Source organism: Pseudomonas sp. NFPP04 (genome assembly GCF_900113815.1).
GTDB lineage: Bacteria > Pseudomonadota > Gammaproteobacteria > Pseudomonadales > Pseudomonadaceae > Aquipseudomonas > Aquipseudomonas extremorientalis.
Map to the genome: position 1 here is coordinate 93,998 of NZ_FOQS01000018.1, position 26,661 is coordinate 120,658.

25 protein-coding genes are annotated in these 26,661 nt (G+C 63.8%); 22 read left to right on the plus strand and 3 right to left on the minus strand.

Going from position 1 to position 26,661, the window contains the following annotated elements:
- Positions 1–62: 62 nt before the first annotated feature.
- The 3 genes from BM017_RS27365 to BM017_RS27375 all read right to left on the minus strand — a co-directional run bounded on the left by BM017_RS27365 (position 63) and on the right by BM017_RS27375 (position 3,935).
- Positions 63–1,367 carry a CitMHS family transporter gene (locus BM017_RS27365; protein ID WP_092250438.1) on the minus strand — a complete coding sequence of 435 codons (1,305 nt, stop codon included), beginning with the start codon at positions 1,365–1,367 and terminating at the stop codon, positions 63–65.
- 128 nt (positions 1,368–1,495) lie between these two features.
- Entirely contained in the window at positions 1,496–2,809 is a 1,314-nt protein-coding gene (locus BM017_RS27370) for a dicarboxylate/amino acid:cation symporter (protein WP_092250441.1), read from the minus strand.
- Positions 2,810–2,852: 43 nt separating this feature from the next.
- Positions 2,853–3,935 (minus strand): 4-oxalomesaconate tautomerase, encoded by a 1,083-nt coding sequence (locus BM017_RS27375; RefSeq protein ID WP_071492173.1) that lies wholly within the window; start codon positions 3,933–3,935, stop codon positions 2,853–2,855.
- A 165-nt stretch (positions 3,936–4,100) separates the two neighbouring features.
- Here BM017_RS27375 and BM017_RS27380 point away from each other — a divergent pair, with 165 nt between their 5' ends.
- The 22 genes from BM017_RS27380 (at position 4,101) to gspD (ending at position 26,283) form a co-directional block, all read left to right on the plus strand.
- Complete coding sequence (locus tag BM017_RS27380) at positions 4,101–4,991, plus strand: LysR family transcriptional regulator (RefSeq protein ID WP_071492172.1); 891 nt, start codon at positions 4,101–4,103, stop codon at positions 4,989–4,991.
- A 264-nt stretch (positions 4,992–5,255) separates the two neighbouring features.
- Entirely contained in the window at positions 5,256–5,927 is a 672-nt protein-coding gene (locus BM017_RS27385) for a GntR family transcriptional regulator (RefSeq protein ID WP_071492171.1), read from the plus strand.
- A gap of 65 nt (positions 5,928–5,992) precedes the next feature.
- On the plus strand, positions 5,993–6,799 hold the full coding sequence (locus BM017_RS27390; RefSeq protein WP_071492170.1) for an ABC transporter substrate-binding protein: 807 nt from the start codon (positions 5,993–5,995) through the stop codon (positions 6,797–6,799).
- A gap of 12 nt (positions 6,800–6,811) precedes the next feature.
- Complete coding sequence (locus tag BM017_RS27395; protein WP_058426249.1) at positions 6,812–7,588, plus strand: amino acid ABC transporter permease; 777 nt, start codon at positions 6,812–6,814, stop codon at positions 7,586–7,588.
- Between the two features lie 2 nt (positions 7,589–7,590).
- Complete coding sequence (locus BM017_RS27400) at positions 7,591–8,370, plus strand: amino acid ABC transporter ATP-binding protein (RefSeq protein WP_092250444.1); 780 nt, start codon at positions 7,591–7,593, stop codon at positions 8,368–8,370.
- Positions 8,371–8,405: 35 nt separating this feature from the next.
- Entirely contained in the window at positions 8,406–10,016 is a 1,611-nt protein-coding gene (locus tag BM017_RS27405; RefSeq protein WP_092250447.1) for a gamma-glutamyltransferase family protein, read from the plus strand.
- Between the two features lie 85 nt (positions 10,017–10,101).
- Entirely contained in the window at positions 10,102–12,492 is a 2,391-nt protein-coding gene (locus BM017_RS27410) for a TonB-dependent receptor (RefSeq protein ID WP_092250450.1), read from the plus strand.
- A gap of 127 nt (positions 12,493–12,619) precedes the next feature.
- A complete protein-coding gene (locus BM017_RS27415) occupies positions 12,620–13,534 on the plus strand; it encodes a Fe(3+) dicitrate ABC transporter substrate-binding protein FecB (protein WP_371914604.1) in 915 nt (304 codons plus the stop codon).
- 2 nt (positions 13,535–13,536) lie between these two features.
- Complete coding sequence (gene fecC, locus BM017_RS27420; protein WP_092250456.1) at positions 13,537–14,526, plus strand: iron-dicitrate ABC transporter permease FecC; 990 nt, start codon at positions 13,537–13,539, stop codon at positions 14,524–14,526.
- Positions 14,523–15,491 (plus strand): iron chelate uptake ABC transporter family permease subunit, encoded by a 969-nt coding sequence (locus BM017_RS27425; protein ID WP_092250458.1) that lies wholly within the window; start codon positions 14,523–14,525, stop codon positions 15,489–15,491. The genes fecC and BM017_RS27425 overlap by 4 nt, the downstream gene beginning before the upstream one ends.
- Before the next feature lie 4 nt (positions 15,492–15,495).
- Positions 15,496–16,287, plus strand: a complete 792-nt coding sequence (gene fecE, locus BM017_RS27430) for a Fe(3+) dicitrate ABC transporter ATP-binding protein FecE (RefSeq protein WP_092250461.1) — start codon at positions 15,496–15,498, stop codon at positions 16,285–16,287.
- Between the two features lie 517 nt (positions 16,288–16,804).
- Entirely contained in the window at positions 16,805–18,466 is a 1,662-nt protein-coding gene (gspE, locus tag BM017_RS27435) for a type II secretion system ATPase GspE (RefSeq protein ID WP_305432721.1), read from the plus strand.
- Complete coding sequence (gene gspF, locus BM017_RS27440) at positions 18,463–19,659, plus strand: type II secretion system inner membrane protein GspF (protein WP_092250467.1); 1,197 nt, start codon at positions 18,463–18,465, stop codon at positions 19,657–19,659. Before gspE ends, gspF begins: the two co-directional genes overlap by 4 nt.
- A 13-nt stretch (positions 19,660–19,672) precedes the next feature.
- On the plus strand, positions 19,673–20,062 hold the full coding sequence (locus BM017_RS27445; RefSeq protein WP_010209194.1) for a type II secretion system protein GspG: 390 nt from the start codon (positions 19,673–19,675) through the stop codon (positions 20,060–20,062).
- A 7-nt stretch (positions 20,063–20,069) separates the two neighbouring features.
- Complete coding sequence (locus tag BM017_RS27450) at positions 20,070–20,495, plus strand: GspH/FimT family pseudopilin (RefSeq protein WP_092250470.1); 426 nt, start codon at positions 20,070–20,072, stop codon at positions 20,493–20,495.
- Positions 20,492–20,824 (plus strand): type II secretion system protein, encoded by a 333-nt coding sequence (locus tag BM017_RS27455; protein ID WP_058427615.1) that lies wholly within the window; start codon positions 20,492–20,494, stop codon positions 20,822–20,824. Before BM017_RS27450 ends, BM017_RS27455 begins: the two co-directional genes overlap by 4 nt.
- The gene (locus BM017_RS27460; protein ID WP_092250473.1) at positions 20,821–21,390 is read left to right on the plus strand and encodes a prepilin-type N-terminal cleavage/methylation domain-containing protein; all 570 of its coding nucleotides are present in this window, start codon (positions 20,821–20,823) and stop codon (positions 21,388–21,390) included. The genes BM017_RS27455 and BM017_RS27460 overlap by 4 nt, the downstream gene beginning before the upstream one ends.
- Positions 21,387–22,088, plus strand: coding sequence for a general secretion pathway protein GspK (locus tag BM017_RS27465; protein WP_071492157.1), 702 nt, complete (start codon positions 21,387–21,389; stop codon positions 22,086–22,088). Before BM017_RS27460 ends, BM017_RS27465 begins: the two co-directional genes overlap by 4 nt.
- Complete coding sequence (locus tag BM017_RS27470) at positions 22,085–23,074, plus strand: type II secretion system protein GspL (protein ID WP_092250476.1); 990 nt, start codon at positions 22,085–22,087, stop codon at positions 23,072–23,074. The genes BM017_RS27465 and BM017_RS27470 overlap by 4 nt, the downstream gene beginning before the upstream one ends.
- Complete coding sequence (gene gspM, locus BM017_RS27475; protein ID WP_092250479.1) at positions 23,049–23,651, plus strand: type II secretion system protein GspM; 603 nt, start codon at positions 23,049–23,051, stop codon at positions 23,649–23,651. The genes BM017_RS27470 and gspM overlap by 26 nt, the downstream gene beginning before the upstream one ends.
- On the plus strand, positions 23,648–24,166 hold the full coding sequence (locus BM017_RS27480; protein WP_092250482.1) for a general secretion pathway protein GspN: 519 nt from the start codon (positions 23,648–23,650) through the stop codon (positions 24,164–24,166). The genes gspM and BM017_RS27480 overlap by 4 nt, the downstream gene beginning before the upstream one ends.
- Before the next feature lie 5 nt (positions 24,167–24,171).
- Positions 24,172–26,283, plus strand: a complete 2,112-nt coding sequence (gene gspD / locus BM017_RS27485; protein ID WP_092250485.1) for a type II secretion system secretin GspD — start codon at positions 24,172–24,174, stop codon at positions 26,281–26,283.
- The last annotated feature ends 378 nt before the right edge of the window (positions 26,284–26,661 follow it).

Sequence of the window (26,661 nt, forward strand, 5' to 3'; positions counted from 1 at the left end):
TGCAGAGCGACACGCGCCCCGTGAGCGAGGCGCGCTGAAAGACAGCAGAGGTTGTGGGTGGATCAGGTGAACAGGCTGATGGCCCCGGTCAACAAGGCCAGCGCGGTGACGACCAGCGAGGTCAGCACTGCCCATTTGACGGTGGCCTTCTGGAAGTCGCCGATATCGCGATCGACCATGCCCACCAGCAACAGGGTCGAGGCCACCAGCGGGCTCATGAGGTGGACGGGCTGCCCCAGGATCGAGGCGCGCGCGATTTCAACCGGGTCGATGCCATACGCCGCGGCGGCATTGGCCAGGATCGGCACCACGCCAAAATAGTAGGCGTCATTGGACAGCACGAACGTCAGCGGCATGCTGGTGATCGCCACCACCAATGGAAACAGGTGGCCCCAGGATGGCGGGATCCAGTCGACGAGGGTCTGCGCCAGGGCGTCCACCATCTTTGTGCCGGAAAAAATCCCGGCGAAGATCCCGGCGGCGAATACCAGCAACACCACGGTCATGGCATTGCCCGAATGCGCCAGTATGCGTTCTTTCTGAATGTCCAATTGCGGGTAGTTGATCATCAGCGCGAGCACAAAGCCGATCAGGAACAGGATCGCGGAGTGCATCAACCCCATCACCAGGGCCGCCATCACCGCAATGACCAGCACCAGGTTAACGTAGGCCAGTTTCGGACGCTTGTGGGGGGTGTCTTCAAGAATCGCGTTGATATAGCAATCGCCGCCACCGCTCTGCAGTTGGACGTTGCCGATCCGCTTGCGCTCGGCGCGCCCCAGCAGGAAGGCGGTGAAGATCACCCACAGGGCGCCGCCGATCATGGTCGGCAGCAACGGCACGAAGTATTCGCCGGCATCCAGGCCCAGCGCGGCGATAGCCCGTGTCGCGGGGCCGCCCCAGGGGGTCATGCCGCTCATGATGCTCAGCGACAGCATGGAAATGGTCGCCAGGATCATCGGGTTCATGCCGATGCGCTTATACAGCGGCAGCATTGCCGCACAGGTGATCATGTAGGTCGTGGTGCCGTCGCCGTCGAGTGCGACCAGCAACGAGAGCAGGGCAGTGCCGACCGCGATCTTCATCGGGTCGCCATTGACCCGCTTGAGGATCTTGCGGATCAGCGGGTCGAACAAGCCTGCGTCGATCATCAAGCCGAAGAACAGGATCGCAAACAACAGCAAGGCGGCAGACGGGGCGACCATTTTCAGGCCGTCGAGCATCATCTTGCCGGTGGTGCCGCCGAAACCGCCAAGCACCGCGAAGACGATAGGTACAACGGTAAGCGCGACGATTGGCGACAAACGCTTCGTCATGATGAGGACGGTGAATACGACCACCATGGCCAGGCCAAGGAAAGCGAGCATAGGACGATTCTCTTGTTGTTATCGTAATAGTGGCTGACGCCGAGGCGCACGCGCCCTGATCCGCCGGGCGGCCAAGGGCGCCTGGCGGAGGAGGGGTCAAGTCAGGGAGGGGCGTTGCCCGGTTATTGTTAAACGCGCTTGGGGACTTTCAGGTCTTCCCAGGCTTCTACCGGCGTCGCAGAGGGTTTTGCGTCGAGCATCCGGTGCAGCGTTTCGCGATGGCAGGCATTTTCAGATAGGGAAATCACTACCGTCGCGACGGCGTTGCTGGCCAGGCTGGTCAGGGCGCGCGCTTCGGACATGAAGCGGTCAACCCCGATCAGCAGCGCCAGGCCGGCCAACGGGATGTCGTGAATGACCGTCAAGGTCGAGGCGAGCGCGACGAACCCGCTGCCCGTCACGCCGGCGGCACCTTTGGAGGACAGCAGCATGATCGCCAGCATGGTGATGATTTGCGTCAGGCTCAGGTCAATGTTGCAGGCCTGGGCGATGAAAATCGCCGCCAACGACAGGTAAATGGCCGTACCGTCCAGGTTGAACGAGTAGCCGGTGGGGAGTACCAGGCCTACGACGCCTTTTTTGCAGCCCAGCGCTTCGAGTTTTTCCAGCATGCGTGGCATGACCGGTTCCGTGGAGGACGTGCCCAGCACCACCAGGAATTCTTCGCGAAAGTAGCGCAACAGTTTCCACAGGCTGAAGCCGTTGCTACGGCAAATGCTGCCCAGGACCACGAACACGAAGAAGCCGCAGGCGATGTACAAGGTCATGATCAACTTCGCCAGCGAACCCAGCGAAGTGATGCCGTACTGACCCACGGTGAACGCCAGGGCGCCGAAGGCACCGACCGGGGCAAAACGCATCAGGTACGCGAAGATCTTGAAGACCATCTGCGAAGCGGCTTCGAGTACGTCGAGTACCGGCTTGCCACGTTCGCCCAGGGATGACAAGGCAAACCCGGACAACACTGCAATAAAGAGCACCGGCAGCACTTCCCCCTTACTGAAGGCACCCACGAAGGTTTCGGGGATGATGTGCATGAAGAACTCCACAACCCCAAGCTTTGCCGCCGACTCGGTGTACTGGGCCAAGCCTTTGGTGCTCAGTTGGGTGGGATCAATGTTCATGCCGACGCCCGGCTGGAACACATACACCGCCACCAGGCCAATCACCAGGCTGATCACCGTCAGGCCAAAAAACAGCAGCATAGTCTTGCTGAGCAGGCGTCCGAGCGAGCGTTTGTCGCTCATTCCGGCGATGCCGGTGACGATGGTGCAGAACACCACGGGGGCAATCATCATCTTGATCAGCTTGATGAACGCATCACCCAACGGCTTGAGCGCGATGGCCTGCTGAGCCCAGAAATGCCCGACCACAATGCCCAGCACCACGGCGCAGAGAATCTGGAAGTAGAGCGATTTAACAACTTTCATGGCATCACCCATTTTTAGAATTGTGCGGATGCAAAAATGCCAACGACCGCCGGAATTATCCGGCGAGGCGCTGTGACTCAGTGGCGTAGACGTAACCGGAGAAAAGCCTGCGCGCGGTGCGTACGACGGACGCTTGAATTGTCTCACCATTGCTGCCGGTGTAGGACAATACGACATCAATCCCGCCGCTTGGATGTTCGATACGCACCGCTTCACGACGCGGCGTGCTGACCCCGCCAAGCATCTGCGCGACGATGCTGCCTTCTATCACGCACGCGGTGGCCAGACCAATCGAGCCGGTAATGGCAAGCGCGCGGTGGCAGTTGTGCGGCATGAAATAGCGAACCTGAATCGTACCGCCAGCTTTCGCGGGCGAGACCAGGACCGGCTTGGGAATCACTTTGCCGCTGACATCGCCCAGGCCCATGGCCAGGCCGGCCTGGAGCCGCAGTGTCTCCAGGCGTCGCAGGAACTCCTTATCGGCGTCCAGTTCCGCTGGGCTCTCATCGCCTCGCTTGCCCAGTTGGCTGGCTTCGACGAGCACCATGGGCATCGCCATGTCGATACAGGTCACTGCAATGCCATCAAAGACGTCCTGCGTGTTGCCGGTGGGAAAGAGCTTGCCCGTCTTGCTGCCGGCTGCATCCAGGAAGGTCAGTTGCACCGGCGCCGCAGTACCGGGCACGCCATCAATGGCGGTATCGCCCTCATAACTGACTTTGCCATCCGGTGTGTACACCTGGGAATGGATGAAGGTCCCGGTGTTGACGTTGCGAATGCGCACGCGGGTGCGTCCGGGGGTGGCTTTGACCAGGCCCTGTTCGATGGCGAATGGGCCAACCGCACACAGCATGTTGCCGCAATTGGGTGCGCTGTCGACTCTGCGCTGAGACACCATCACTTGGACAAACAAGTAATCGACGTCCGCATCCGGGTGCAGCGAAGGGCTGACAATCGCAACCTTGCTGGTTTGCGGGCTGCCACCACCGATTCCGTCGATCTCCAGTTCATGACCGGAGCCCATCAGGTTGAGTAGCAGTTCGTCGCGGGCCTCGATGGACGACGGCAAATCCCAGTCGAGAAAAACCGGACCTTTGGAGGTACCACCGCGCATCAGCACACAGGGGATTCTTTGCATAATACTGACTCTTGTTGATCAATCGAGGTAATTGATGCTCTGTGAGCAAGAGTCTCAAGCTTTGAAAAATGTTTCCAATGCAAAAATTGACGTTATTATTGCGTTTGGCGAATGGTAAATGTGCGCCAAACGACTTCCCAATTTCCTTGGCTGACGAGACTGGACATGGACTATGAGCTGAATGACATCCGATCTTTCGTGAAAATCGCCGAATTGGGTAGCTTTCACGAAGCGGCCGATGCTTTGCATCTGTCTCAACCTGCACTCAGCCGGCGGATAAAAAAACTCGAAGAGGGGCTGGGCACGGCGTTGCTGGATCGCACCACCCGCAAAGTCAGCCTTACCAGCGTCGGGCGTGACTTTCTTCCCAAGGCGCGCCGGTTGCTGGATGACTTCGACGAGTCGATTCTTAATATCCGTGAACTGGCCGAACGCCAGATCGGCCGTGTAACCCTGGCGTGTATCCCTACCGCCGCGTTCTATTTCCTGCCTTCAGTGATCCGTCTGTACAACGAGCGCTACCCGAAAATCCGGATCCGTCTGCTGGATTTGAGTGCGAATGAGGGGCTTGAAGCGGTGCTGCGCGGGGAAGCCGACTTCGGTATCAACATGATGAGTGGCCAGCATCCGGACATTGAGTTCGTGCCATTGGTCAGTGAGCCCTTTGTATTGGCGTGCCGGCGTGATCACGAGCTGGCAGGGCGCAGTTCGGTCACCTGGTCTGAATTGAGCGATTACCGCCTTATCGGGGTAGGGCGTTTGAGCGGCAACCGCATGCTGCTCGACCACGCTCTATCGGGCTTGAGTTGGCGGCCGCAATGGTTCTATGAAGTCCAGCACCTTTCGACTTCACTGGGCCTGGTGGAGGCCGGCCTGGGGGTTTCGGCGATGCCAAGCCTGGCCATGCCGGCTGATGATCATCCCACCCTGGTCAGCGTTCCATTGATCGAGCCCGTGGTGAACCGCTCTTTGGGCCTGGTTTACCGCCGAGGGTCCTCGCTTTCGCCAGCGGCGGAAAAATTCGTCTCGATACTGCTTGAGCAATGGCCACAGTGACCGGCCGCGTGTTGCCGTTCGCCGGCGGTCATCGTCATGAATGCGAGGTGGGCATGCTCTGAGTTGTTACTTCTGCCCACTGAGCGGGCGTTTTCTGAGCGGTCAGGTAGCAAGCTTGTGCACGATCCCTTCACGGTTTCCGCTGATGCAATGGGCCTATTTCATTTGAATCAAGCGCTTGGGTCATAGCGCCGTGATTTGGCACGCTTCCTGCTTTTTCGTATCCATGGATAATTGGATACAAAAATTCAAAAGGTGCTGCCGATGCAATTTGCCCCCGCTTACGTTGACCGCCAGCCCCTCACCGCCGAGGAGGAGGCCTACAACTTCCTGCTCGATGCCATTTGCGGCGGCCGCTACCGCAAAGGCGACCGTCTGATCGCCGAAGATATCGCCAGCGAAATCGGCATGAGCCGCATGCCGGTGCGCGAAGCCTTTCGCCGCCTGGACGCCCAGGGCCTGGTGACCTTGCGGCCCAATCGCGGCGCCATCGTCAGCGGCCTGGATATCGATGAACTGCACGAAGTGTTCGAAATGCGCAGCGCCCTCGAAGGCCTGGCGGTGCGCGTCGCGGTGGGGCGTATCGGCGAGCGCCAGTTGGCCGCGCTGGAGCGCTTGCTCGATGCGATGGACGACTACCGCGATGACAGTGCCGCCTGGGTCAGCCGGCACCGCGCTTTCCACGAATACCTGTGCAGCCTCAGTGGCCGCCCACGCCTGATGAAGCAGATTTCGGCGCTGTACTCACTGGTCGAAGCGCCCATGCGCCTGTGGTTGCAGCACGGCGAAAAACCCCTCAGTGCCCGCCAGGAACACGCGGTGATCCTCGACGCGATCCGTGCCGGTGACGCCGCCCGCGCCGAGGCCGTGGTGCGCGAACACATCGAAGGCACCGTGCCGGCACTGATCCAGTTCCTGCAAACCGAACAACAATAAGAAACACCTGCTGTGTGTTGACGTTGAGTCCTGCCCCGTTAATCAACGAACTGGAGTGTCTGGTCATGCATAAACACCGCGCCTTGCTGGTGGCTGTCTCCCTCGGCCTCTGTACCCAATGGGCCGTTGCCGCGCCCCAGGTGCCGGAGCGCCTGAAGAACGTCGACAAACTCATCTACTGCTCGGGGATGGATTCACCGCCCCTGGTGTCCTTCGATGAAGCACAGAAACCCCGCGGGCTCACCATCGACCTGGGCCTGGAGATCGCCAGGCGCCTGGGCGACAAGCAGGTGCAGTGGCGAGTGATTCCGTTCTCTGGCCTGGTGCCGGCATTGCTCGCCCAGCAGTGCGACATGATCGTCGACCAACTGTTCGACAAGCCTGAGCGACGCCAGGTGATCGACATCGTCAACTACATGTATTCCAGCCAATCGGTGGTGGTGCCCAAGGGCAACCCCAAGGGCATCAAGACCCTGGATGACTTGTCCGGACACAAGGTCGCGGTGCTCAACGGCTCCACCATCAAGACCCTGCTGGACGCGCAGAACGACAGCCTGGCCAAGGCCGGCAAACCGCCGATGAAACTGGTGGTGTACAACACCGACACCGACGCCTTCCAGGCCCTGCGCATCAGCCAGGTCGACGCCTACGGTACCACCGTGGAAACGGCCGGCTATTACGCCGCCATGGCCCCGGACCTGTTCCAGGAAGGCGTGCCAGCGTTCAGCCGCATCCTCACCGGTTTGGGCATGCGCAAGGACGACCCGCAACTCACCGCGGCCGTGCAGCAGGTGATCAGCGACATGCGCAGCGACGGCAGCTACGTCCAGTTGCTGAACAAGTGGCATGTCAGCAGCGACACACTCGACTGAGGCACACCGGCGATGAATTTCAATTGGGATGTGTTCTGGCAGTACCTGTTGCAGCCGAGCGGGGTGTACCTCACCGGGCTGTGGCTGACCTGCCTGATCGCGGTGTCGGCGATGCTGCTGGGCTGCGTGCTGGGGTTGGCGGCGGCGCTGCTGCGCTTGTCGAAGAACCCGCTGTTGCACTTGCCGGTACGCTTTTATGTGTGGCTGATGCGCGGTACGCCGCTGCTGGTGCAGATCGTATTCCTGTACACCGCGCTGGCGGCGGGCGGGATTTTCCGTTTCGAGGACATCGCGCTGTTCGGCCTGGTCATCCCCGGCAATATCCAGGCGGCGATCATCGCGCTGGGCTTGAACGAAGGCGCGTACATGGCCGAGATCATCCGCGCCGGCATCGGCGCGGTGGACAAGGGCCAATACGAAGCCGGGCGTTCCCTGGGCATGGGCTTTGCCAAGCTGATGCGGCGCATCGTGCTGCCCCAGGCGTTCCGCGTGATCGTGCCGCCGCTGGGCAATGAGTTCAACGTGATGCTCAAGAACACCACCCTGGTCAGCGTGATCGGCGTGCAGGAGTTGCTGCTCAGCACGCAGATGGTCACCTCGGCGACGTTCCGCGTGTTCGAGTTGTACCTGGTGGTCGCGATTTACTTTTTGATGCTTACCACGCTGTGGGGCTTTTTCCAGCGCTGGCTGGAGGCGCGCTTTGGCCAGTCCGACCGGCCATCCGCGCCGCCACCGGCGTCCAGCCGCATGTTCGGGCGCAGCACCTTGAAACTGCTGAGGGGACGATAACCATGGCGCACCAGAGTGAAGAACTGATCATCGAGGCGCTGGACATCCACAAGTCGTTCGGCACCCTGCAGATCCTCAAGGGCATCTCCCTGCAAGTGCGGCGCGGCGAAGTGGTGGTGCTGATCGGCGCCTCCGGCTCGGGCAAGACCACCTTTATCCGCTGCATCAACCTGCTGGAAGACATCCAGAGTGGGCGCATCCGCGTCAACGGTCGTGCCATGGGCTATCGCGAGCGCAGCGATGGCAGCCTGGTACGCGATTCGGAGCGCAACATCGCGCGCCAACGCCGCGACATCGGCATGGTGTTCCAGCGTTTCAACCTGTTCCCCCACATGACCGCGCTGGAAAACATCATCGAAGCGCCGATCCAGGTGCTCGGCATACCGCGCGCCGAAGCCTTGGAGCAAGCCCGTGGATTGCTGGCGCGGGTCGGCCTGGCGGACAAGGCCAGCCATTACCCGTCGATGCTCTCCGGCGGCCAGCAGCAGCGGGTGGCGATTGCCCGCGCCCTGGCGATGAAACCCCAGGCCATGCTGTTCGACGAACCCACCAGCGCCCTCGACCCGGAAACCGTCGGCGAGGTGCTGCAGGTGATGAAGGAGCTGGCCGAGGAGGGCATGACCATGGTGGTGGTCACCCACGAAATGGGCTTTGCCCGTGAAGTGGCCGACCGCGTGGTGGTGCTCGACCAGGGCGAACTCATCGAACAAGGGCCGCCGGAACAGATTTTCAGCCGCCCCAGCCATCCCCGTACCCGGGCCTTTCTCAGTCGTGTGTTGTGAGTCTTTCCATCACCCTGTGTTGACGAGTCTTAGCCATGTTGAAATTTTCTGCTCACGAGTACCCCTATCCCTCGCAGCGCCAAAGCGTGTTTGCCCGTCGCGGCATGGTTGCGGCGTCCCAGCCCCTGGCGGCCCAGGCCGGTATCCAGATCATGCAACAGGGCGGTAACGCCATTGATGCGGCGATTGCCACGGCGGCCGCGCTGACGGTGGTGGAGCCCACCGGCTGTGGCCTGGGCGGCGATGCGTTCGCGCTGGTCTGGTGCAAGGGCCGGTTGCACGGCCTGAACGGCAATGGCCACGCGCCGGCGGCCTTGAGTATCGAGGCGGTCAAGGCGGCGGGGCACGACCGGATGCCGCTGTATGGCTGGACCCCGGTCACCGTGCCCGGTTGCCCCTCGGCCTGGGCCGAGCTGTCCGAGCGCTTCGGCAAGTTGCCGTTTGCCGAGTTGCTGCAGCCCGCCATCAGCCTGGCGCGTGACGGCTTCCCGTTGTCGCCGGTGATCGCCCAGCTCTGGCAGGCCGCGCTGGATGAATTCGGCCCCCATCGTGACCCGGTCCTGGACGCCTGGTTCGACACGTTCCTGATCGACGGCCGTGCGCCCCGGGCGGGTGAGATATTCCGCAACCCGGCCCAGGCACGTACCTTGGAAGAACTCGCCGCTACCCGTTGCGAAAGCTTGTATCGCGGTGCCCTGGCCGAACGCCTGGATGCGCATTCCAGGGCCAGTGGCGGTTACCTGCGCGCCAGCGACCTCCAGGATTATCGCGCCCAATGGGTGGACCCGATCCACGTCAACTACCGAGGGGTGGACGTCTGGGAAATCCCGCCCAGCGGCCAGGGCCTGGTGGCGCTGATGGCGTTGAAAATCCTTGAAGGCTTCAGCTTCGATCACCGCGACAGCCAGCAGACCTGGCACCGCCAGTTGGAGGCGATGAAACTCGCCTACAGCGACGGCCTGCACCACATCACCGACCCGTTGCACATGCGCGTGGCCGTCGCCGACCTGCTCAGCGATGCCTACAGCACCCGCCGCCGTGGGCAGATCGGCGAACAGGCGCAGCCGCCCAAGCCCGGCGACCCCCATGCCAGCGGCACGGTGTACCTGGCCACGGCGGATGCCGAGGGCAATATGGTCTCGTTCATCCAGAGCAACTACCACGGCTTCGGCTCCGGCGTGGTGCTGCCCGACAGCGGCATCGCCCTGCAGAACCGTGGGCAGGAATTCAGCCTCGACCCAAGTCACGCCAACTGCCTGGCACCGGGCAAGAAAACCTTCCACACCATTATTCCCGGCTTCCTCACCAAGGACGGGCAGGCCCTCGGGCCATTCGGCGTGATGGGCGGCTACATGCAACCCCAGGGCCATGTGCAGATGGTGATGAACCTGGTGGACTTCGGCCTCAACCCGCAAGCGGCCCTGGACGCGCCGCGCTGGCAATGGCTGGGCGACATGAAGGTCGGCATCGAACACGGTGCCTCTAGTGACCTGGCCAATGCCCTGGCGCGACGCGGGCACCAGGTGCAGATCGCCAGCGACCTCACCGACTACGGGCGTGGCCAGATCATCCTGCGTGATCCGGTCAGTGGTGTATTGTGCGGCGGAACGGAGCCAAGGACGGATTCAACGATCGCAGTGTGGTAAGCGAAAAAAATTGGCTGAAGCCTGTCCCTTTTTTTCACCTCGCCTGTCATTCCAGGCAAGTGAACAATATCGAGAGCTTCCGCCAATGCCCGCAGTCCGCCCCTTGCTCAAACTGAGCCTGATGCTGAGCCTCAGCGCCAGCCCGTTTTTCGCCGCCGTCAGCTACGCCGAAGACACCGCCGCCCGGCGCAGCTACCAAGTGCCGGCGGGCAGCCTGAGCGCGGCGCTGACGCGTTTTGCCGGGCTGTCGGGGGTCAACCTGTCGGTGGACCCGGCGCTGGTCAGCGGGCGCAGCAGCACTGGCTTGTCCGGCGAATACGGCGTGGAGGAGGGCTTTGCCCGCCTGCTGCAAGGTTCCGGCCTGCAACTGCAAGCCATGGGCGAGCAGGCCTACATGCTGGTGCCGGTGCCGGAGGGCAGCAGCCTGGAGCTGGCGCCCACGTCGATCCTTGGCACCACGGGCCTGTACGACGGCGACACCTACGCCGGTGGCCAGGTGGCGCGCCGCACGGCGCAGGGCATGCTGGGCACGCGGGATTTCATGGAGACTCCGTTCAGCATCACCACCTACACCCAGGAGGCGGTGAAAAACCAGCAGGCACGCACCCTCGGCGACCTGATCGCCGCCGACCCTTCGGTGCGCGCCACCAACCCGGCCGGTGGGCGCTACGAGCAATTCACCATTCGCGGGTTCAGCCTGTTCAACAGTGACGTGGCCTACAACGGCTTGTACGGCGTGCTGCCGACGTACACCATCGACATGGAAATGGCCGATCGCGTCGACATCCTCAAAGGCCCGAGCCAGTTGATCAACGGCATCTCGCCGCGTGGCAGCGTGGGCGGCGGGATCAACGTGGTGCCCAAGCGCGCCACCGACAAGGACATCAACTCGTTTACCGGCAACTGGGCGTCCGACAGCCAGGCTGGCGGTGCGGTCGACATTGGCCGACGCTTTGGCGAGGACAACCAGTACGGCATTCGCTTCAACGGCGTGAAGCAATCCGGCGACACCGCCTGGGACCACCAGAGCGTCGACCGCGAAATGGCCGTGCTGGGCCTGGATTTTCGCGGCGAGCGCCTGCGCCTTTCCACCGATATCGGCCACACCGAGCGCGACACCGATGCCCCCCAGGAGCGCGTGCAGGTGGCGGCCGCTGCGCCGGTCCCGAGTGCCAACGACGTGCGCCGCAACTATGCGCAGTCGTGGAGCAAGGCTCGCACCAATGACACCTTTGGTACGGTCAACGCCGAGTACGACCTCAGTGACAACGTGATGCTCTACGGTGGCGTGGGCGCGCGCAAAAGCAACCACGACTTCCTGCGCCACGCGGTTTCGGTGACCAATGCGGCCGGCGATTTCAGCGTGCAGCCGCGGGATTTCACCCGCGATGAAAACGTGCGCACCTACACCGCTGGCGTGCGCAACTGGTTCCATACCGGGCCGGTGAGCCATGAGGTCAACCTGGCCGCCAGCTACTTCGACATGGACTTCACCAACGGCGGCGCGCGGTATACGGCGCCGTCGAGCAATCTCTACAATCCGGTGCAGTCGCCGACGCCGTCACGGCCGACGCGCTTCGATCCCAAGGTCTACACCGAAAACAAATTCAGCGGCGTGGCCTTGTCCGACACCCTGGGTTTTTTCGACGACCGCCTGTTGCTCACCCTCGGTGCGCGCTGGCAGCGGGTCAAGGTGACTGACTGGAGCGACGGGATCAAAGGCGACACCGCCTATGACGAAGAAAAGGTATCGCCGTCGGGCGGCATCCTGTTCAAGGCCACCGACAAGTTGTCGCTGTACGCCAACTACATGGAGGGCCTGAGCCAGGGCAAGATCGCGCCGTCGACCTCGAGAAACGAAGACGAGATCTTCCCGCCGTTCATCAGCCGCCAGGTGGAAGTGGGCGCCAAGTACGATGCCGGTGCCTTCGCGGTGACCGCCGCCGTGTTCCGCATCAAGCAACCGGCCTATGAAACCAATGCGACCACGCGGCTGTTTGGCCCCAACGGCAAGCGCGAGAATGCCGGTGTGGAACTGAGCGTGTTCGGCGAACCGCTCAAGGGCTTCCGCCTGCTGGGCGGGGTGATGTACATCGACAGCAAACTCAAAGACACCACCAATGGCACCTGGGACGGCAACCGTGCGCCGGCCACGCCCAAGTACAACGTCAACCTCGGCGCCGAATGGGACGTGCCGGGCCTGGAAGGCCTGACGTTGACCAGCCGTGGCATCTACTCCAGCTCGCAGTACCTGGACCAGTCCAATGTCAAGGAAATCGACGCCTGGAACCGCCTCGACGTCGGCGCACGCTATGGGTTCAAGGTGGATGACAAGCACATCACCCTGCGGGCGAATGTGGAGAACGTCGCCGATAAACGCTACTGGAGCTCGGCCGGTGCATCGGATGACAGCGAGCCGGGGCTGACCCTGTCGACGCCGCGCACCTACCTGCTGTCGGCCACCGTCGACTTCTGACACTGGGCCGTGCAGGTTATAAATGAGAATGTTTTTTGATCACGCCGCGCCGATATGGAATAGTACCCGCCGTTTTCCCCGGCCTGCCTAGCCGGGGTGTTTTAACGCCGAGGTCCTTGTCATGCGAATGCTGCGTTCCATCCCCACCCTGGCCGCCTGTGTCCTGGCGTTCTCGTCCAGCCTGCTGAGCGCCGCCCCCATCGACCTCAACGACGGCCAGCACGCCGTGCATCTGCCCGATGCCCCCAAACGCGTGGTGGTGCTGGAGTTCTCCTTTCTCGACAGCCTGGCCGCCGTTGACGTCACCCCGGTCGGCGCCGCCGATGATGGCGATGCCAACCGCGTGTTGCCCCGCGTACGCCAGGCCATCGGCCAATGGCAGTCGGTGGGCCTGCGCTCGCAGCCGAGCATCGAGGAGATCGCCCGGCTCAAGCCCGATCTGATCGTGGCCGACCTCAATCGCCACCAGGCGCTGTACAGCGACCTGGCGAGCATCGCGCCGACCTTGCTGTTGCCGTCCCGTGGCGAGGATTACCAGGGCAGCCTCAAATCCGCCGAACTGATTGGCAAGGCCCTCCGCAAGAGCGCGCAGATGGAGGCGCGCATCCAGAAGAACCGTGAAAACCTCAAGGCCATCGCGCAACAGATCCCGGCCGGCGCCAGCGTGTTGTTCGGTGTGGCGCGTGAGGACAGCTTCTCCGTGCATGGCCCGGACTCCTACGCCGGCAGCGTGCTTGAGGCCATCGGCCTGAAAGTCCCATCGGTACGCGCCAACGCCGCGCCCACCGAGTTCGTCAGCCTGGAACAGTTGCTGGCCCTCGACCCGGGTTGGTTGCTGGTCGGTCATTACCGTCGCCCCAGCCTCGTCGACAGCTGGAGCAAGCAGCCCTTGTGGCAAGTGCTCGGCGCCGTGCGCAATAAGCATGTGGCCGAAGTGGATGGCGACAGCTGGGCGCGCAACCGTGGCGTGCTGGCGTCGGAGCAGATCGCCGAGGATGCGCTGGCGATTCTCAAGGGCGGCAAAGCCGTATTGAGCCAATAACCGTGCAACGCAGTTTCGCCGCCATTGGCATTCTGCTGTCAGGTGCCGGGTTGTTCTGGCTGTCGCTGTACAGCTGGTCGCCATTCACCCTGACAGCGACGGATGCGTGGAATGGCCTGGTTCACCAGGGCCGCGTCGGCGGCAACATGGCCTATATCGTCGCCCAGTTGCGTGTGCCACGGGCCGTGTGTGCCGCGTTGGTCGGTGCCTGCCTGGGCCTCGCGGGGGCGCTGATGCAGGGCATTACGCGCAACCGCCTGGCCTCGCCGTCGCTGTTTGGCGTGACGGCGGGCGCCGCGCTGGGACTGGCCCTGTTTTCCACGGGCCTGGTCGCGCCGCCCTTTGCCGGCGGTGCGCTGTTGATGACCTGCCTGGGCGGCGCGCTGGCCTGGATCACCGTGTTCAGCTTGGGCGGTGCCTGGTCGCCGACCACGGCCCAGGGCCGTCTGGTTTTGGCTGGCGTGGCCGTGGCGGCGTTGTGCGCCGCGTTGACCCGGCTCGCAGTGATCCTGGTCGAGGCCCAGGCGCAAAGCGTGCTCAACTGGCTGGCCGGTTCACTGGCCAATGTCGGCGCTGCGCAGGTGCAAGTGCTCTGGCCATGCGCCTTGATCGGCGGCCTGTGGGCACTCTGGTGCGCGCCGCGCCTGAACCTGATCAACCTCGGCGAAGACGCCGCACGCTCACTGGGCGTCGGCATCGCCAGCCTGCGTCTGCAGGTGTTTGTCGCCAGTTTGCTGCTGGTGGGCGCCAGCGTGTGTGCGGTGGGGCCGATCGGGTTTGTCGGGCTGATCGCGCCGAATATCCTGCGTCAGTTCCTGGGCAATGACTACCGCTGGCTGATCCCGCTGAGCGCCACATTGGGCGCGGGGATCGTGCTGGGGGCCGACCTGCTCAGCCGCGCCGTGGCCTTCCCGGTGGAAACGCCGGCGGGAGTGGTCACCGCGCTGATCGGCGCGCCGTTTTTCCTCTTTCTTGCCAGGCGTGCTCTATGATCCGACCACGACTGCGCCTGTGGCTGCTGCTCGGGTTGTTGCTGCTGGCAACCCTTGTCAGCCTCAGCGCCGGCACCCTGTGGCTCACGCCGCAAACCGTTTTCGAACGCCTGCTGGCCCACGACGTCCTTGACTTCGAAGTGTGGAACCACCGCCTGCCGCGCAGCCTGATCGCGATTCTCGCCGGTGCGGCCTTCGGCCTGGCCGGGGCGATTGTGCAGGGCGTGATCCGTAATCCGCTGGCCTCGCCGGAGATCCTCGGCGTAACCCAGGGCGCCGGGCTCGCGCTGACCGTGGCGATCATTGGCTGGCCGCAGTTGCCGATTGCCTGGCTGCCGCTGGTGGCTTGCCTGGGCGGGGCCGGCGGCGCGTTGCTGCTGGCGCTGTACAACACCGGCGTGAGTTTTTCCGGGGTGCGCTTTGCGTTGTCCGGGGTGGCGATTGCGGTGACCTTGTCCAGTGTCACCGAGTTTCTGATCCTCTCTCATCCCCTGGATATCAACACCGCGCTGCTCGCGCTGACCGGCAGCCTGTGGAGCCGCAACTGGCACCATGTGGCGCTGGTGTTGCCGTTCCTCGTATTGATCCCCGTGGGCCTGTGCCTGGCCAAGCCGCTCAACCTGATCGCCTTGGGCGATGAGGCGGCTCACAGCCTGGGCACCGCGCTGAGCCGTACGCGTTGGTCGGCGATGGCCTGCGCGGTGTTGCTCACCAGCCTGGGCGTGGGGGTGATCGGTCCGATTGGCTTTATCGGCCTGGTCGCGCCGCACATGGCGCGCCGGCTGGTGGGCGGGCATCACCAGTACCTGCTGCCGGCGGCGATGCTGATCGGTGCGTTGCTGCTGGTGCTCGCCGATACGCTGGGGCGCACGCTGATCGCGCCCAGCGAAATCCCCGCCGGGGTGCTTACGGCGGTGATCGGCGCGCCATATTTTCTTTGGTTGCTGGCACGGTTCAGGGGTTGATGACATGAGTATTCTCCAGGCACGTGAGCTGGACATCGGCTACGGCGCCACCCGTATCGTGCAAGGTCTGTCCTTTGCACCGCCCGCCGGCAAGGTCACCGCGTTGATCGGCCCCAATGGCTGCGGCAAGTCCACCTTGCTCAAGGCCTTCGCGCGTATCCTCAAGCCGACCCAGGGCGAGCTGACCCTGGATGGCCAGGCCTATGCCAGCCTGTCTGCCCGCCAGTTGGCCCGGCACATCGCATTCTTGCCGCAAGTGTTGCCGGTGCCGGAGGGCGTCAGCGTGCGCCAGTTGGTTGCCTATGGCCGCAGCCCGCATAACTCGCTGTGGGGACGCCTGAGCGGCAGTGATCAAGCTCACGTGAGTCAAGCCATGCAGCGCCTGGAACTGGACGTGCTGGCTGATCGCGCCCTGGCGGACCTGTCCGGCGGCCAGCGCCAGCGTGCCTGGCTGGCGATGGTGTTGGCGCAGAATGCGCCGGTGGTGCTGCTGGATGAACCCACCACTTACCTCGACATCAGCCATCAGGTCGAACTGCTCGACCTGATGGGCGAACTGGCTGCCGAGGGCAAGACCGTGATCACTGTGCTGCATGACATCAACCAGGCCTGCCGTTATGCCGATCACCTGGCGGTGATGCACGGCGGCAAACTGGTCGCTGATGGCGCACCGGCGGAGGTGGTCAGTGCCGAGTTGATGCGGCGGGTATTTGAGGTGCAGGTGCAGGTGATGCAAGAGCCGGTCGCCGGCACGCCGATGTGCCTGGTTGAAAAAAGCACTCGGGCCAAGGCCTGATCAAGATCAAGAGCGACTCGCTTCGCATTGTGGATACGGTTTTTGTTCTGTGTAGCCGGCCTGCTGTGGCGAGCGGGCTTGCCCCGCGTTGGGCTGCGAAGCAGCCCCAAAAACAGTCACGCAATCCAGTCAGCGCGCTCCCACATTTCAACGCTCGATAATCCTGGTGAACGGCCACTCGAAAGTGCGAGTGTGCTCCGCGTCACAGGTGAAGTAAGTTCTGTGAATTTATCGGGCTGCCGTTTAATTGTGGGAAAGCGCACAAGTGGCTAATTGCAACTAGCGAAGTAGTGGCTATTAGCTGCTAAGGCTCTGTCACGGGGTTCTTGGTCATTGTGTTTATTTTATTCCCCTCTTTCAGGAACTAGCGCTATAACTTCCAGTCGATAACCCCGGCTTGCTCTCGCTTGGGTTATGGCTAACTAATGGCATGTTTAAGTAGTTCCAAATAGCCATACTTTCTCGCAATACTAGATACCTCAACCTTATGTCGTCAGCGCCTATCGATGCCTGCCAGATGCAGATCCCGCACACCGACCAGGTGTGTGCGTGGCTGATGCAGCATGCTGGGCTGAAAACGGTGGACCTGGAGCGCGCCCGGCGCTTGCCGTCGGATGACCTGCTAAGCCTGCTGACCCGCCTGGGCCTGGTTTCCGATATCGAACTGGCCCGCGCCTGGGCGGCGTTGCTCGGTGCGCCGCTGTTGCTGGCGGACGCCGCGCCGCCGTTGCTCGATCCCTTGCCTGCCCTGACTGAACGCTTCATGCGCCATTACCAGGTCGCGCCCATGGGCTGGACCCAGGGTGGCCTGCGCGTGCTGGCCGCCAACCCGGCGCTGCGTTATCCGTTCCAGGCCCTGGCCTATGCATGCCAGGTGCCGGTGTGGCTGGCCATCGGTCCGCGCACTGAGGTCGATACACTGATCGAGCGTTACTACGGCCAGGGCCGTTCGGCCATGGGCACGCTGATCGAAAACCTCGATGAACAGGGCGGCGCCCAGGACGATATCGAACACCTCAAGGACCTGGCCTCCGAAGCGCCGGTGATCCGCCTGGTCAACCTGATCCTGCAACGCGCCGTGGAGCAACGTGCTTCGGACATCCACATCGAACCCTTCGAACACCAGCTCAAGGTGCGCTACCGCATCGACGGTGTGCTGCATGACGCCGAAGCGCCGCCGGCCAGTTCCTCGGCGGCGGTGATTTCGCGGGTGAAGATCATGGCGCGGCTGGACATCGCCGAGCGCCGGCTGCCGCAGGATGGGCGCATCATGTTGCGTATCCAGGGCAAGGAACTGGACCTGCGGGTGTCCACGGTGCCCACCAGTTTCGGCGAGTCGGTGGTGCTGCGCCTGCTGGACCGGCAAACCGTGCAGTTCGACTTTCCCAGCCTGGGCTTCGACGGCCAGCGCCTGGCCGCCTTCCTCGACCTGCTGGAACGGCCCCACGGCATCCTGCTGGTCACCGGGCCCACCGGCTCCGGCAAGACCACTACGCTCTACACCGCGCTGTCGCGGCTCAACACCGCCGAGCGCAAGATCATCACCGTGGAAGACCCGGTGGAGTACCAGCTCGAAGGCATCAACCAGATCCAGGTCAAGCCCGCCATCGGCCTGGACTTCGCCGGGGCGTTGCGCTCCATCGTGCGCCAGGACCCGGACGTGATCATGATCGGCGAGATCCGCGACCTGGAAACCTGCCGCATCGCCATCCAATCTTCCCTCACCGGGCACCTGGTGCTTTCCACCCTGCATACCAACAGCGCCGCCGCGAGCATCACGCGGCTGCTGGACATGGGCGTGGAAAGCTACCTGATCGCCTCGACCGTCAGCGGCATCCTCGCCCAGCGCCTGGTGCGGCGCCTGGACCCGGCCACGCGTGTCGCTTTCGAAGCGCCGCCCGAACTGATCGCCGAACACGGCCTGGATCGCCTCACCGAACAACGCCCGATCCTGCTCTATCGCGGCGCCTATCACGGCCGCAGCGCCCTCACCGAACTGCTGGTGATGAACGACGAACTGCGCAGCCTGCTGATGCGCCACGCCGATGCCTCGACCCTGGAGCAGGCCGCGCGCCGCGCCGGTTTGCGCACCTTGTATGAAGAAGGTTTGCGCCAGGCACTGGCGGGGATTACTTCGCTGGAAGAAGTGCTGCGCGTGACCCGTGGAGAGGATGCGTGAGCCTGTTCAGATACCGCGCCCTGGACAGCCAGGGCACGCCGCAGAACGGTACGTTGGAGGCCACCGATCAAACCGCTGCGGTGGCGGCGCTGCACAAGCGCGGGTGGCTGCTGTTGCACATCGAACCGGCCGGCAGCCTTGGCCTGCGCACGGCACACAGGCCGTTGAAGGGCCAGGCGTTGGTGAGTTTTACCCAGCAATTGGCGACGCTGCTGGGGGCGGGCCAGCCGCTTGAGCGCTCGTTGAGCCTGCTACTCAAGCAGCCCGGCCCACCCCAGGTACGTGCGCTGATCGAGCGCCTGCGCGACCGCGTCAAGGCCGGCAAGCCATTGTCCGCCGCGCTGGAGGAAGAGGGTGCGGCGTTCTCGCCGTTGTACCTGAGCATGGTGCGCGCCGGTGAGGCCGGTGGCGCGCTGGAAGCAACCCTGCGCCAACTCAGTGATTACCTGGAACGCAGCCAACTGCTGCGTGGCGAAGTGATCAATGCGCTGATCTATCCGGCGTTCCTGGTGGTGGGCGTGCTGGGATCCCTGGCGTTGCTGCTGGCGTATGTGGTGCCGCAGTTCGTGCCGATCTTCCAGGACCTGGGCGTGCCGATTCCACTGATCACCGAGGTGATCCTGGCCCTTGGAACGTTTCTTGGCGCCTATGGTCTGGCGCTGTTGGCCGGGTTGATCGTGATCGTCTGGTTGGGGGCCGCGCGCTTGCGCGATCCGCTGTTTCGCGAGCATTGCGACCGGCGGCTGCTCGGTATTCGCGTGGTCGGCCCGTTGCTGCAACGCGTCGAGGCGGCGCGTCTGGCACGCACCCTCGGCACGCTGCTGAGCAATGGCGTGGCGTTGCTGCAGGCCTTGGTGATTGCGCGGCAAGTCTGCACCAACCACGCGTTGCAGGCGCAGGTCGGGCGTGCGGCGGAATCGGTAAAAGGCGGCGGCACCCTCGCCAGCGCGTTCGGCAGCCAGCCGCTGTTGCCCGAACTGGCCCTGCAAATGATTGAAGTCGGCGAACAGGCCGGCGAACTCGACGGCATGTTGCTCAAGATGGCCGACATCTTCGACGTCGAAGCCAAGCGCGGCATCGACCGCCTGTTGGCCGCGCTGGTGCCGTCCCTGACAGTGGTCATGGCGGTGCTGGTGGCGGTGATCATGCTGGCGATCATGCTGCCGCTGATGAGCCTGACCAGCAATCTATAAAGGAGCTGACCCCATGAGAAAACCACGCCGCCAAGGCGGTTTCACCCTGTTGGAAATGCTCGCGGTGATCGTGCTGCTGGGCATCGTCGCCACCATCGTCGTGCGCCAGGTCGGCGGCAATGTGGACAAGGGCAAGTACGGTGCGGGCAAGGCCCAGTTGGCCAGCCTGAGCATGAAGATCGACAGCTACGCCCTCGACGTCGGTGCACCGCCCACCAGCCTGCAACAGCTGGTGGACAGGCCCGGTGGCTATGCCAAGCCTTCGGACCTCAAGGACCCGTTCGGGCACGCCTTCGGTTATCGCTTTCCCGGCGAACACGGCGCGTTCGACCTGATCTTCTATGGCCAGGACGGCCAGCCGGGCGGCGAAGGCTACAGCGCCGACCTGGGCAATTGGGAGTAGGGCCGCCATGTTGCAGCGCGGCTTCACCCTGCTGGAAATGCTGGTGGTGATCCTGCTGATCAGCCTGGCTGCCAGCGTGCTGGGGCTGGGCGTGCGCCAGGGCTTGCAGGTGGCGCAGGAACGCCGTGCGGTGGGGCAGATGGTGGAGGCGCTGCGTACCACGCGGGCGGGGGCGATTGTCAGCGGGCAGCCTGCGCGTACCGTATTCGATCTGAGCGACCGTACGTTCCAGGCGCCGGGGCGTGCGTTGCAACGGTGGCCGTCGCGGTTGCATGTCACGCTGCACACCGCCGAACAGGTCGGCCCTGGCGTCGAGTTCTACCCCGACGGCAGCTCCACCGGCGGCAATCTTCTGGTGGCCAGTGGCGCCCGGCGTTGGCGCATCGATATCGGCTGGCTCACCGGCAGCGTGCAATCCAAGGCGCTGCCATGAAGCGCCAGGCCGGTTTCACCCTGCTGGAAATGCTCGCCGCCCTCACGCTGATGGCGGTGTGCAGCACGGTGCTGCTGGTTGCGTTTGGCCAGAGTGCGCGCTCGTTGTCCCAAGTGGCCCACAGCGACCGGTTGACCCACGCAGCGCTGACGATTTTCGACCAGGAAGCGGCGGGGCGCTTGAGCAACGGCGTCAGTCAGGGCGAACTCGACGGCATCCACTGGCAGTTGACCAGCACCCGGCAGCAGGCACGGATTGTGCGCCTCGACCTGGTCCTCAGCGAAGGCTCGCACCAGGCCCGCTTCAGCACCTTGAAGGCGCGCCTGTGAAGCGCCGTGAACAGGGCTTCACCTTGCTGGAAATCCTTGTGGTGCTCAGCTTGCTCGGCGTGTTGCTGGTGCTGGTCGGCGGTGCATTGCTGGGGGCCAATCGTGCCGTGTCCAAGGCCCAGGCATACACAGTGAACCTGGATGAAGTGCGTGCCGCCCAACAGTTCTTGCGCACGGCGATCAGCGAAGCGTTGCCGCTGGCGGTGGGCGAGGGCGATGGTTTCTTTGTCGGCACGGCGCAGCGCCTGGAGTTCGTCTCGACCTTGCCCGGCGTGCTCGGTGGCGGGATCCATCGGTTCAGCCTGCAACGGGTCGAACAGGCGTTGCAGGTGGGGTTTTCTCAACGTGAACCCCAGGTGCTGCTGAACAACATCGAGGCGTTGCAGTTCAGCTATCGCGGTGAGTCGCCGCTGGGCCAACCCACCGGCTGGGTGAGTGAATGGCCCTGGCCCAGGCGCTTGCCTTCGGCCGTGCGTATCGCTGCCAGCGTGGAGGGGCCGGTGCCCTGGGTCACCCAGGTGATTGCCCTGCGCCTGAACCTGTCCAGCGGAAGCGTTGAAGAATGAGGCGCCAACGCGGTGCAGCGTTGCTGCTGGTGCTGTGGGTACTGGCGCTGCTCAGCGTGTTGCTCGGCGGCCTGGCTGGCTGGGTACAGCTGGAAAGTCGCCAGGCCCTGTGGCTGCGCCAGCACACCCAGACCGTATTGGCCGCCGAAGCCGGCATCGCGCTGGTCATGGCCGAGCGGCACTGGGTTGCCGATGGCCGCGATATCCCCCTGAGCTTTGACGACGCCATCTTGCACGTGAGCCTGCGCAGCGAGCGCGGCAAGCTCTACCTGATCAACGCTGATGCCCAGGACTTCACGCGCCTGGCCCTGGCCTGTGGCGCTACGCCGGCCCAGGCCAGGCAACTGGCCACGGCCCTCGAAGCACGACGCAACCAGGGCCTGGCGCCGTTGCGGGTGCTGGAAGAAGTACGCCAGTTGCCCGGCATGACGCAAACCCTCTACAGCCGCTTGCTGCCCGAAATCACCTTATGGAGCGACCTGGACCGCCCCGATCCCGCCTTCGCCAGCCCGCTGATGCGCAAGGCGCTGAACCTGCCGCGCCAGGACGCCGAAGGCGTGGACCCCGGCGAAGTGCTGGTGGTGGACAGCCGCGCCGAGCGGCCCGGCGGTTATCAGGCGCGGCTGCAAGTCACCGTTTTATTGAGCCCATCGGAGGACAGCGCACAACCCTACCGGGTGTTGCGTTGGCAAGAATGAATCGACTGGAACCCATCGCCCGACACTGGCGCGGCAGCCTGCTGCAACAGGGTTGGCAGGCATGGATCGCGGAGTTGCGCGCCTGTGTACCTGCATGGCTGGCGTGGCAGGAGCCGCCCGAGCAGATCCATCACTGGCCATTGAGCGCGCCGGTTGCAGCAGCCAGCACGCGCCAGGTGCTGATGCTCGGCGCCGACGCTGTGCTGGTGCAAACCGTACAACTGCCCCTGGCGGCCGCGCGCAACCTCAGTGCCGTGGTCGGTTATGAGCTGGACCGCTACACGCCATTCGAGGCGGACCAGCTCTACTTTGTGGCGCGTCAGGAGCGGCGCACGCCCACCCACCTTGAGGTGACAGTGGTGGCGATCCTGCGCGAGCGCCTGGACCGGATGCTTGCCGACTGTGCCACCCTCGGCCTGCATCCCCACCGCGTGGATGCGGCCGACCTCGGCGTTGATCTGCTGCCCGCGCCACTGCGCCCGCAGCGGCCCACCGGCATGGGCCTGCAACGCAGCCTGCCGTGGCTGTGCGGGGCGTTGCTGATCGCGGCGATGCTGCTCTGGCTCAACGACCGCCAGCGCGTTATCGACGTGATGCACGCCAGCGTCCAACGGCAAAAAGCCGAGGTCGCCGAGGTGCACGCGCTGCGCCAGCAACTGCTCAATACCCGCGGCGCCGCGCAGTACCTCACCCGGCGCAAACTGGCGCAACCGCCACTGGCGGCGCTGCTCAACGACCTGACCACCTGCCTGCCCGCCGACACCTGGCTGGATCAACTGGACGTGAAGGATGGTGAAATTTCCATCTCCGGCCAGAGTGCCAAGGCCAGCGCGCTGATCACCCGCATCAAGGGCTGCCGCAGCCTGGAAAACGCCCAGTTCGAAGGGGTGATCCAGCCCGATGCGCGCACCGGCAAGGACCAGTTTGCCTTGCGTGCCCACCTACGCCAGGAGGCCGCCGATGCGCCGACCCCTCACACCCCGTGAACGTCGCGGCGCGGCCTTGCTGCTACTGGCCGTGGTGGTCGGCGCGGCCTACTGGCTGTTGGTCGACAGCTGGTTTGCTGGCCCCTTGCGTGACATGGGCGAACAGGCCGAACAACTGCGCGAGCAACAGCAACGTTATGCCGGTGTGTTGCGCCAACGCGATGCGTTGCGCCAACAGCTTGAGCAAGCCCGCCAGGACCCCGCCAGCAGCACCAGCCTGCTGCCGGGGGACGACCCGGACGTGGTCGCCGCTGATCTGATGCAGCGTCTCGCTGACCTGATCAATAGCCACGCCAACCTCGGCGGCGGGTGCAGCCTGACCCAGCGCAAGCCCATCACCGCGGAGCAGGACGATGGCGAGCCTTATCGCCAGGTCAAGGTCAGCCTGACACTCGATTGCGCCATCGAACCCCTGGAAGCGCTGCTGCATGAGCTGGAGTACCAGCCGCCGTTCCTGTTTGTGGATGAGTTGCGCATCCGCCGCAGTCAGCAGGCGCCGGCCAATGGTGGTGCGGGCAAGCTGGTGGTGCACCTGCTGGTGCGCGGCTACCTGCAACCGTCGCGGGTGACGCCATGATGAGCCGGTTGCGTCCCGTGGAGTGGGGCTTGCTCGGCCTGTCGGGGTTGCTGGGCGTGTTGATGGCGGTGATCCTCAGCAGCCTCGGTGATGAACCGCAATGGCTGCCCGAAGCGCCTGCGCGCGCCCATCCTGCTCCTCGAGTACAAGGGCTGCCCAGTGTGCCGTTGGACAACCTGGCCGCGACGTGGCAAGCGCCGCTGTTCAGCCCGGATCGCAGCCCGGATCGTGTGGTGGGCAAGGCACAGGTCAGCAGCCTGGCCCATCTCACCCTCAGCGGCATCATGATCACCGGCAACCTGCAGATGGCCATGCTCAAGCAGGTCGACGGCCCGCTGCTGACCGTGCGCCTGGGCCAGACCCTGCCCAACGGCTGGCGCCTGGAACACCTCACTCCGCAATCCGCCCGTTTCAGCCTGGACGGTCGCACCCAGACCTTGAGCTTCTACGCCAAGCGCTTGCCGCCACCGTCCAAGCGACCCCCCCTTACTTTGCCCCGCGAGCCCCTCCCTTGATCGACATGCGCACCTCCACGTTATGCCTGGCCACCGCCCTTGCCCTGGGCGGCTGTGGCAGCTTCCCCGACCGTCTCGAACCGGATGATGAGCTTCTGCACGAGGCCATGCAGGGCACTGGCTCGCAACGCCCGCCCGGCGAGGCGCCCCCAGTGGAAGTTGCCCGGCCCTTGGTCAAGTCCCCCGCGCAGCGCCAGTTGATTCGGGGCAACCGGCAGTTCGTGCGTCCGCCGGCGACCGCGCCGGGTGTGAAGGCAGAGGGCGGCGACATCGTGTTCAACTTCGCCGACCAACCCATCGAAGCGGTGATCAACAGCGTGATGGGCGACCTGCTGCACGAAAACTACAGCATCGCCCAGGGCGTGAAGGGCAACGTCAGCTTTTCCACCTCCAGGCCGGTGGACAAGCAGCAGGCCTTGTCGATTCTCGAAACCCTGCTGTCCTGGACCGACAACGCGATGATCAAGCAGGGTGACCGCTACGTGATCCTGCCGGCCAGCCAGGCGGTGGCGGGCAAGCTGGTGCCGCAGATGAGCGTGGCGCAACCTTCCAGCGGCTTGTCGGCGCGGCTGTTTCCGCTGCGCTACATCTCCGCCACCGAGATGCAGAAACTGCTCAAGCCCTTCGCCCGCGAGAATGCGTTTCTGCTGGTCGACCCGGCGCGCAATGTGCTGAGCCTGGCCGGTACGCCGGATGAGCTGGCCAACTACCAGGACACCATCGACACCTTCGACGTGGACTGGCTCAAGGGCATGTCGGTGGGCGTGTTCGGCCTGCAACGCGCGTCGGTGGCCGAGTTGATGCCTCAGCTGCAAAGCCTGTTCGGCCCGGACAGCGGCATGCCCCTGGCGGGCATGCTGCGCTTTCTGCCGATTGAACGGACCAACTCGGTGGTAGCGATTTCTTCCCAGCCCCAGTACCTCAGCGAAGTCGGCGACTGGATCCGCACCATTGACGAAGGCGGCGGCAACGAGCCACAGATGTACGTCTACGACGTGCGCAACATGAAGGCCGCCGACCTGGCCAAGTACCTGCGGCAGATCTACGGCACCGGCGCGATCAAGGACGACACGCCGGCCAAGGTTGCACCTGGCCTGCGCACGACGACCCTGTCGTCACTCAATACCGGTGACTTGCAGAACAACCCGCCTGCCGCTGAAGAACCCGAGCCGCAAGAGCAGCCGGTCGCCGCCACCAACGCCCTGGAAGCCGGCACCCGTATCACCGCACAAAAGAGCAGCAACCAACTGTTGGTGCGCACCCGTCCCGCGCAGTGGAAAGAGATCGAAGCGGCGATCAAGCGTCTCGACAATCCGCCCCTGCAAGTGCAGATCGAGACACGGATTCTTGAGGTCAAGCTCACCGGTGAACTGGACCTGGGTGTGCAGTGGTATCTAGGGCGGCTGGCGGGCAATTCCGGCAGCACCACGGTGGCCAATGCCTCCGGCAGCCAGGGTGCGCTGGGCGGTGGCGGGGCAGGGCTGGGGGCGACGGACTCGTTGTTCTACTCATTTGTCAGTTCGAATCTGCAGGTGGCGTTGCATGCGCTGGAAACCAATGGACGCACCCAGGTGCTCTCGGCGCCGTCGCTGGTGGTGATGAACAACCAGCCGGCGCAGATTCAGGTGGGGGACAACATTCCAATCAGCCAGACCACCGTCAACACCGGGGACGCCGATACCACGTTGAGCAGTGTCGAGTATGTGCAGACCGGGGTGATCCTGGATGTGGTGCCGCGGATCAATCCGGGGGGGTTGGTATACATGGATATCCAGCAGCAGGTCAGTGATGCCGAGAGTCAGAGTGGTACTAGCGATACGCCGGTGAATCCGCGTATCTCGACGCGTTCGGTGTCGACGCAGGTGGCGGTGCAGAGTGGGCAGACGGTGTTGCTGGGAGGGTTGATCAAGCAGGACAACGGGGAGAGTGTCAGTGCCGTACCGTATCTGGGAAAGGTCCCAGGGTTGCGCTGGTTGTTTGGGAGTACCAGTAAGTCCAAGGATCGGACGGAGTTGATTGTGTTGATTACGCCCAGGGTGATTACCAGTAGTGGGCAGGCGCGGCAGGTGACGGATGATTATCGGCAGCAGATGCAGTTGTTGCGGCCGGGTAGGTAGGTGTACATATCCGTTTCTTCGGTAACGGCTACTTATGGTTCCGCTCTTACAGCGGCTCACTTTTGGAAAGGCCCAAAAGTAAGCAAAAGGCCTTCGCCCCAACACTCGGCACCTCGCTTAGGCTCGGTGTGCCCTCACTCCGGCTTGAATCCGTGGGCCGCCGCCACGCGCCATCCATGGCGCGGGGCGGCTAACCCGGCGTCCTGCCGGGTTACCCACGGATTCAAGCCTGCGTTCGGCCAGCGTGTTTGACGGGGCGCCCCAGATCAAGATCAAGATCAAAAGCAAGAGCAAGAGCAAGAGCAAGAGCAAGAGCAAGAGCAAGAGCAAGAGCAAGAGCAAGAGCAAGAGCAAGAGCAAGAGCAAGAGCAAGAGCAA

Excerpts from the sequence above, each read along its gene's own strand:
- BM017_RS27365 (WP_092250438.1), bottom strand. The coding sequence starts at position 1,367 with ATGCTCGCTTTCCTTGGCCTGGCCATGGTGGTCGTATTCACCGTCCTC.
- BM017_RS27370 (WP_092250441.1), bottom strand. The coding sequence starts at position 2,809 with ATGGGTGATGCCATGAAAGTTGTTAAATCGCTCTACTTCCAGATTCTC.
- BM017_RS27375 (WP_071492173.1), bottom strand. The coding sequence starts at position 3,935 with ATGCAAAGAATCCCCTGTGTGCTGATGCGCGGTGGTACCTCCAAAGGT.
- BM017_RS27380 (WP_071492172.1), top strand. The coding sequence starts at position 4,101 with ATGGACTATGAGCTGAATGACATCCGATCTTTCGTGAAAATCGCCGAA.
- BM017_RS27385 (WP_071492171.1), top strand. The coding sequence starts at position 5,256 with ATGCAATTTGCCCCCGCTTACGTTGACCGCCAGCCCCTCACCGCCGAG.
- BM017_RS27390 (WP_071492170.1), top strand. The coding sequence starts at position 5,993 with ATGCATAAACACCGCGCCTTGCTGGTGGCTGTCTCCCTCGGCCTCTGT.
- BM017_RS27395 (WP_058426249.1), top strand. The coding sequence starts at position 6,812 with ATGAATTTCAATTGGGATGTGTTCTGGCAGTACCTGTTGCAGCCGAGC.
- BM017_RS27400 (WP_092250444.1), top strand. The coding sequence starts at position 7,591 with ATGGCGCACCAGAGTGAAGAACTGATCATCGAGGCGCTGGACATCCAC.
- BM017_RS27405 (WP_092250447.1), top strand. The coding sequence starts at position 8,406 with ATGTTGAAATTTTCTGCTCACGAGTACCCCTATCCCTCGCAGCGCCAA.
- BM017_RS27410 (WP_092250450.1), top strand. The coding sequence starts at position 10,102 with ATGCCCGCAGTCCGCCCCTTGCTCAAACTGAGCCTGATGCTGAGCCTC.
- BM017_RS27415 (WP_371914604.1), top strand. The coding sequence starts at position 12,620 with ATGCTGCGTTCCATCCCCACCCTGGCCGCCTGTGTCCTGGCGTTCTCG.
- BM017_RS27425 (WP_092250458.1), top strand. The coding sequence starts at position 14,523 with ATGATCCGACCACGACTGCGCCTGTGGCTGCTGCTCGGGTTGTTGCTG.
- fecE (WP_092250461.1), top strand. The coding sequence starts at position 15,496 with ATGAGTATTCTCCAGGCACGTGAGCTGGACATCGGCTACGGCGCCACC.
- gspE (WP_305432721.1), top strand. The coding sequence starts at position 16,805 with ATGCAGATCCCGCACACCGACCAGGTGTGTGCGTGGCTGATGCAGCAT.
- BM017_RS27445 (WP_010209194.1), top strand. The coding sequence starts at position 19,673 with ATGAGAAAACCACGCCGCCAAGGCGGTTTCACCCTGTTGGAAATGCTC.
- BM017_RS27450 (WP_092250470.1), top strand. The coding sequence starts at position 20,070 with ATGTTGCAGCGCGGCTTCACCCTGCTGGAAATGCTGGTGGTGATCCTG.
- BM017_RS27455 (WP_058427615.1), top strand. The coding sequence starts at position 20,492 with ATGAAGCGCCAGGCCGGTTTCACCCTGCTGGAAATGCTCGCCGCCCTC.
- BM017_RS27465 (WP_071492157.1), top strand. The coding sequence starts at position 21,387 with ATGAGGCGCCAACGCGGTGCAGCGTTGCTGCTGGTGCTGTGGGTACTG.
- BM017_RS27470 (WP_092250476.1), top strand. The coding sequence starts at position 22,085 with ATGAATCGACTGGAACCCATCGCCCGACACTGGCGCGGCAGCCTGCTG.
- gspM (WP_092250479.1), top strand. The coding sequence starts at position 23,049 with ATGCGCCGACCCCTCACACCCCGTGAACGTCGCGGCGCGGCCTTGCTG.
- BM017_RS27480 (WP_092250482.1), top strand. The coding sequence starts at position 23,648 with ATGATGAGCCGGTTGCGTCCCGTGGAGTGGGGCTTGCTCGGCCTGTCG.
- gspD (WP_092250485.1), top strand. The coding sequence starts at position 24,172 with ATGCGCACCTCCACGTTATGCCTGGCCACCGCCCTTGCCCTGGGCGGC.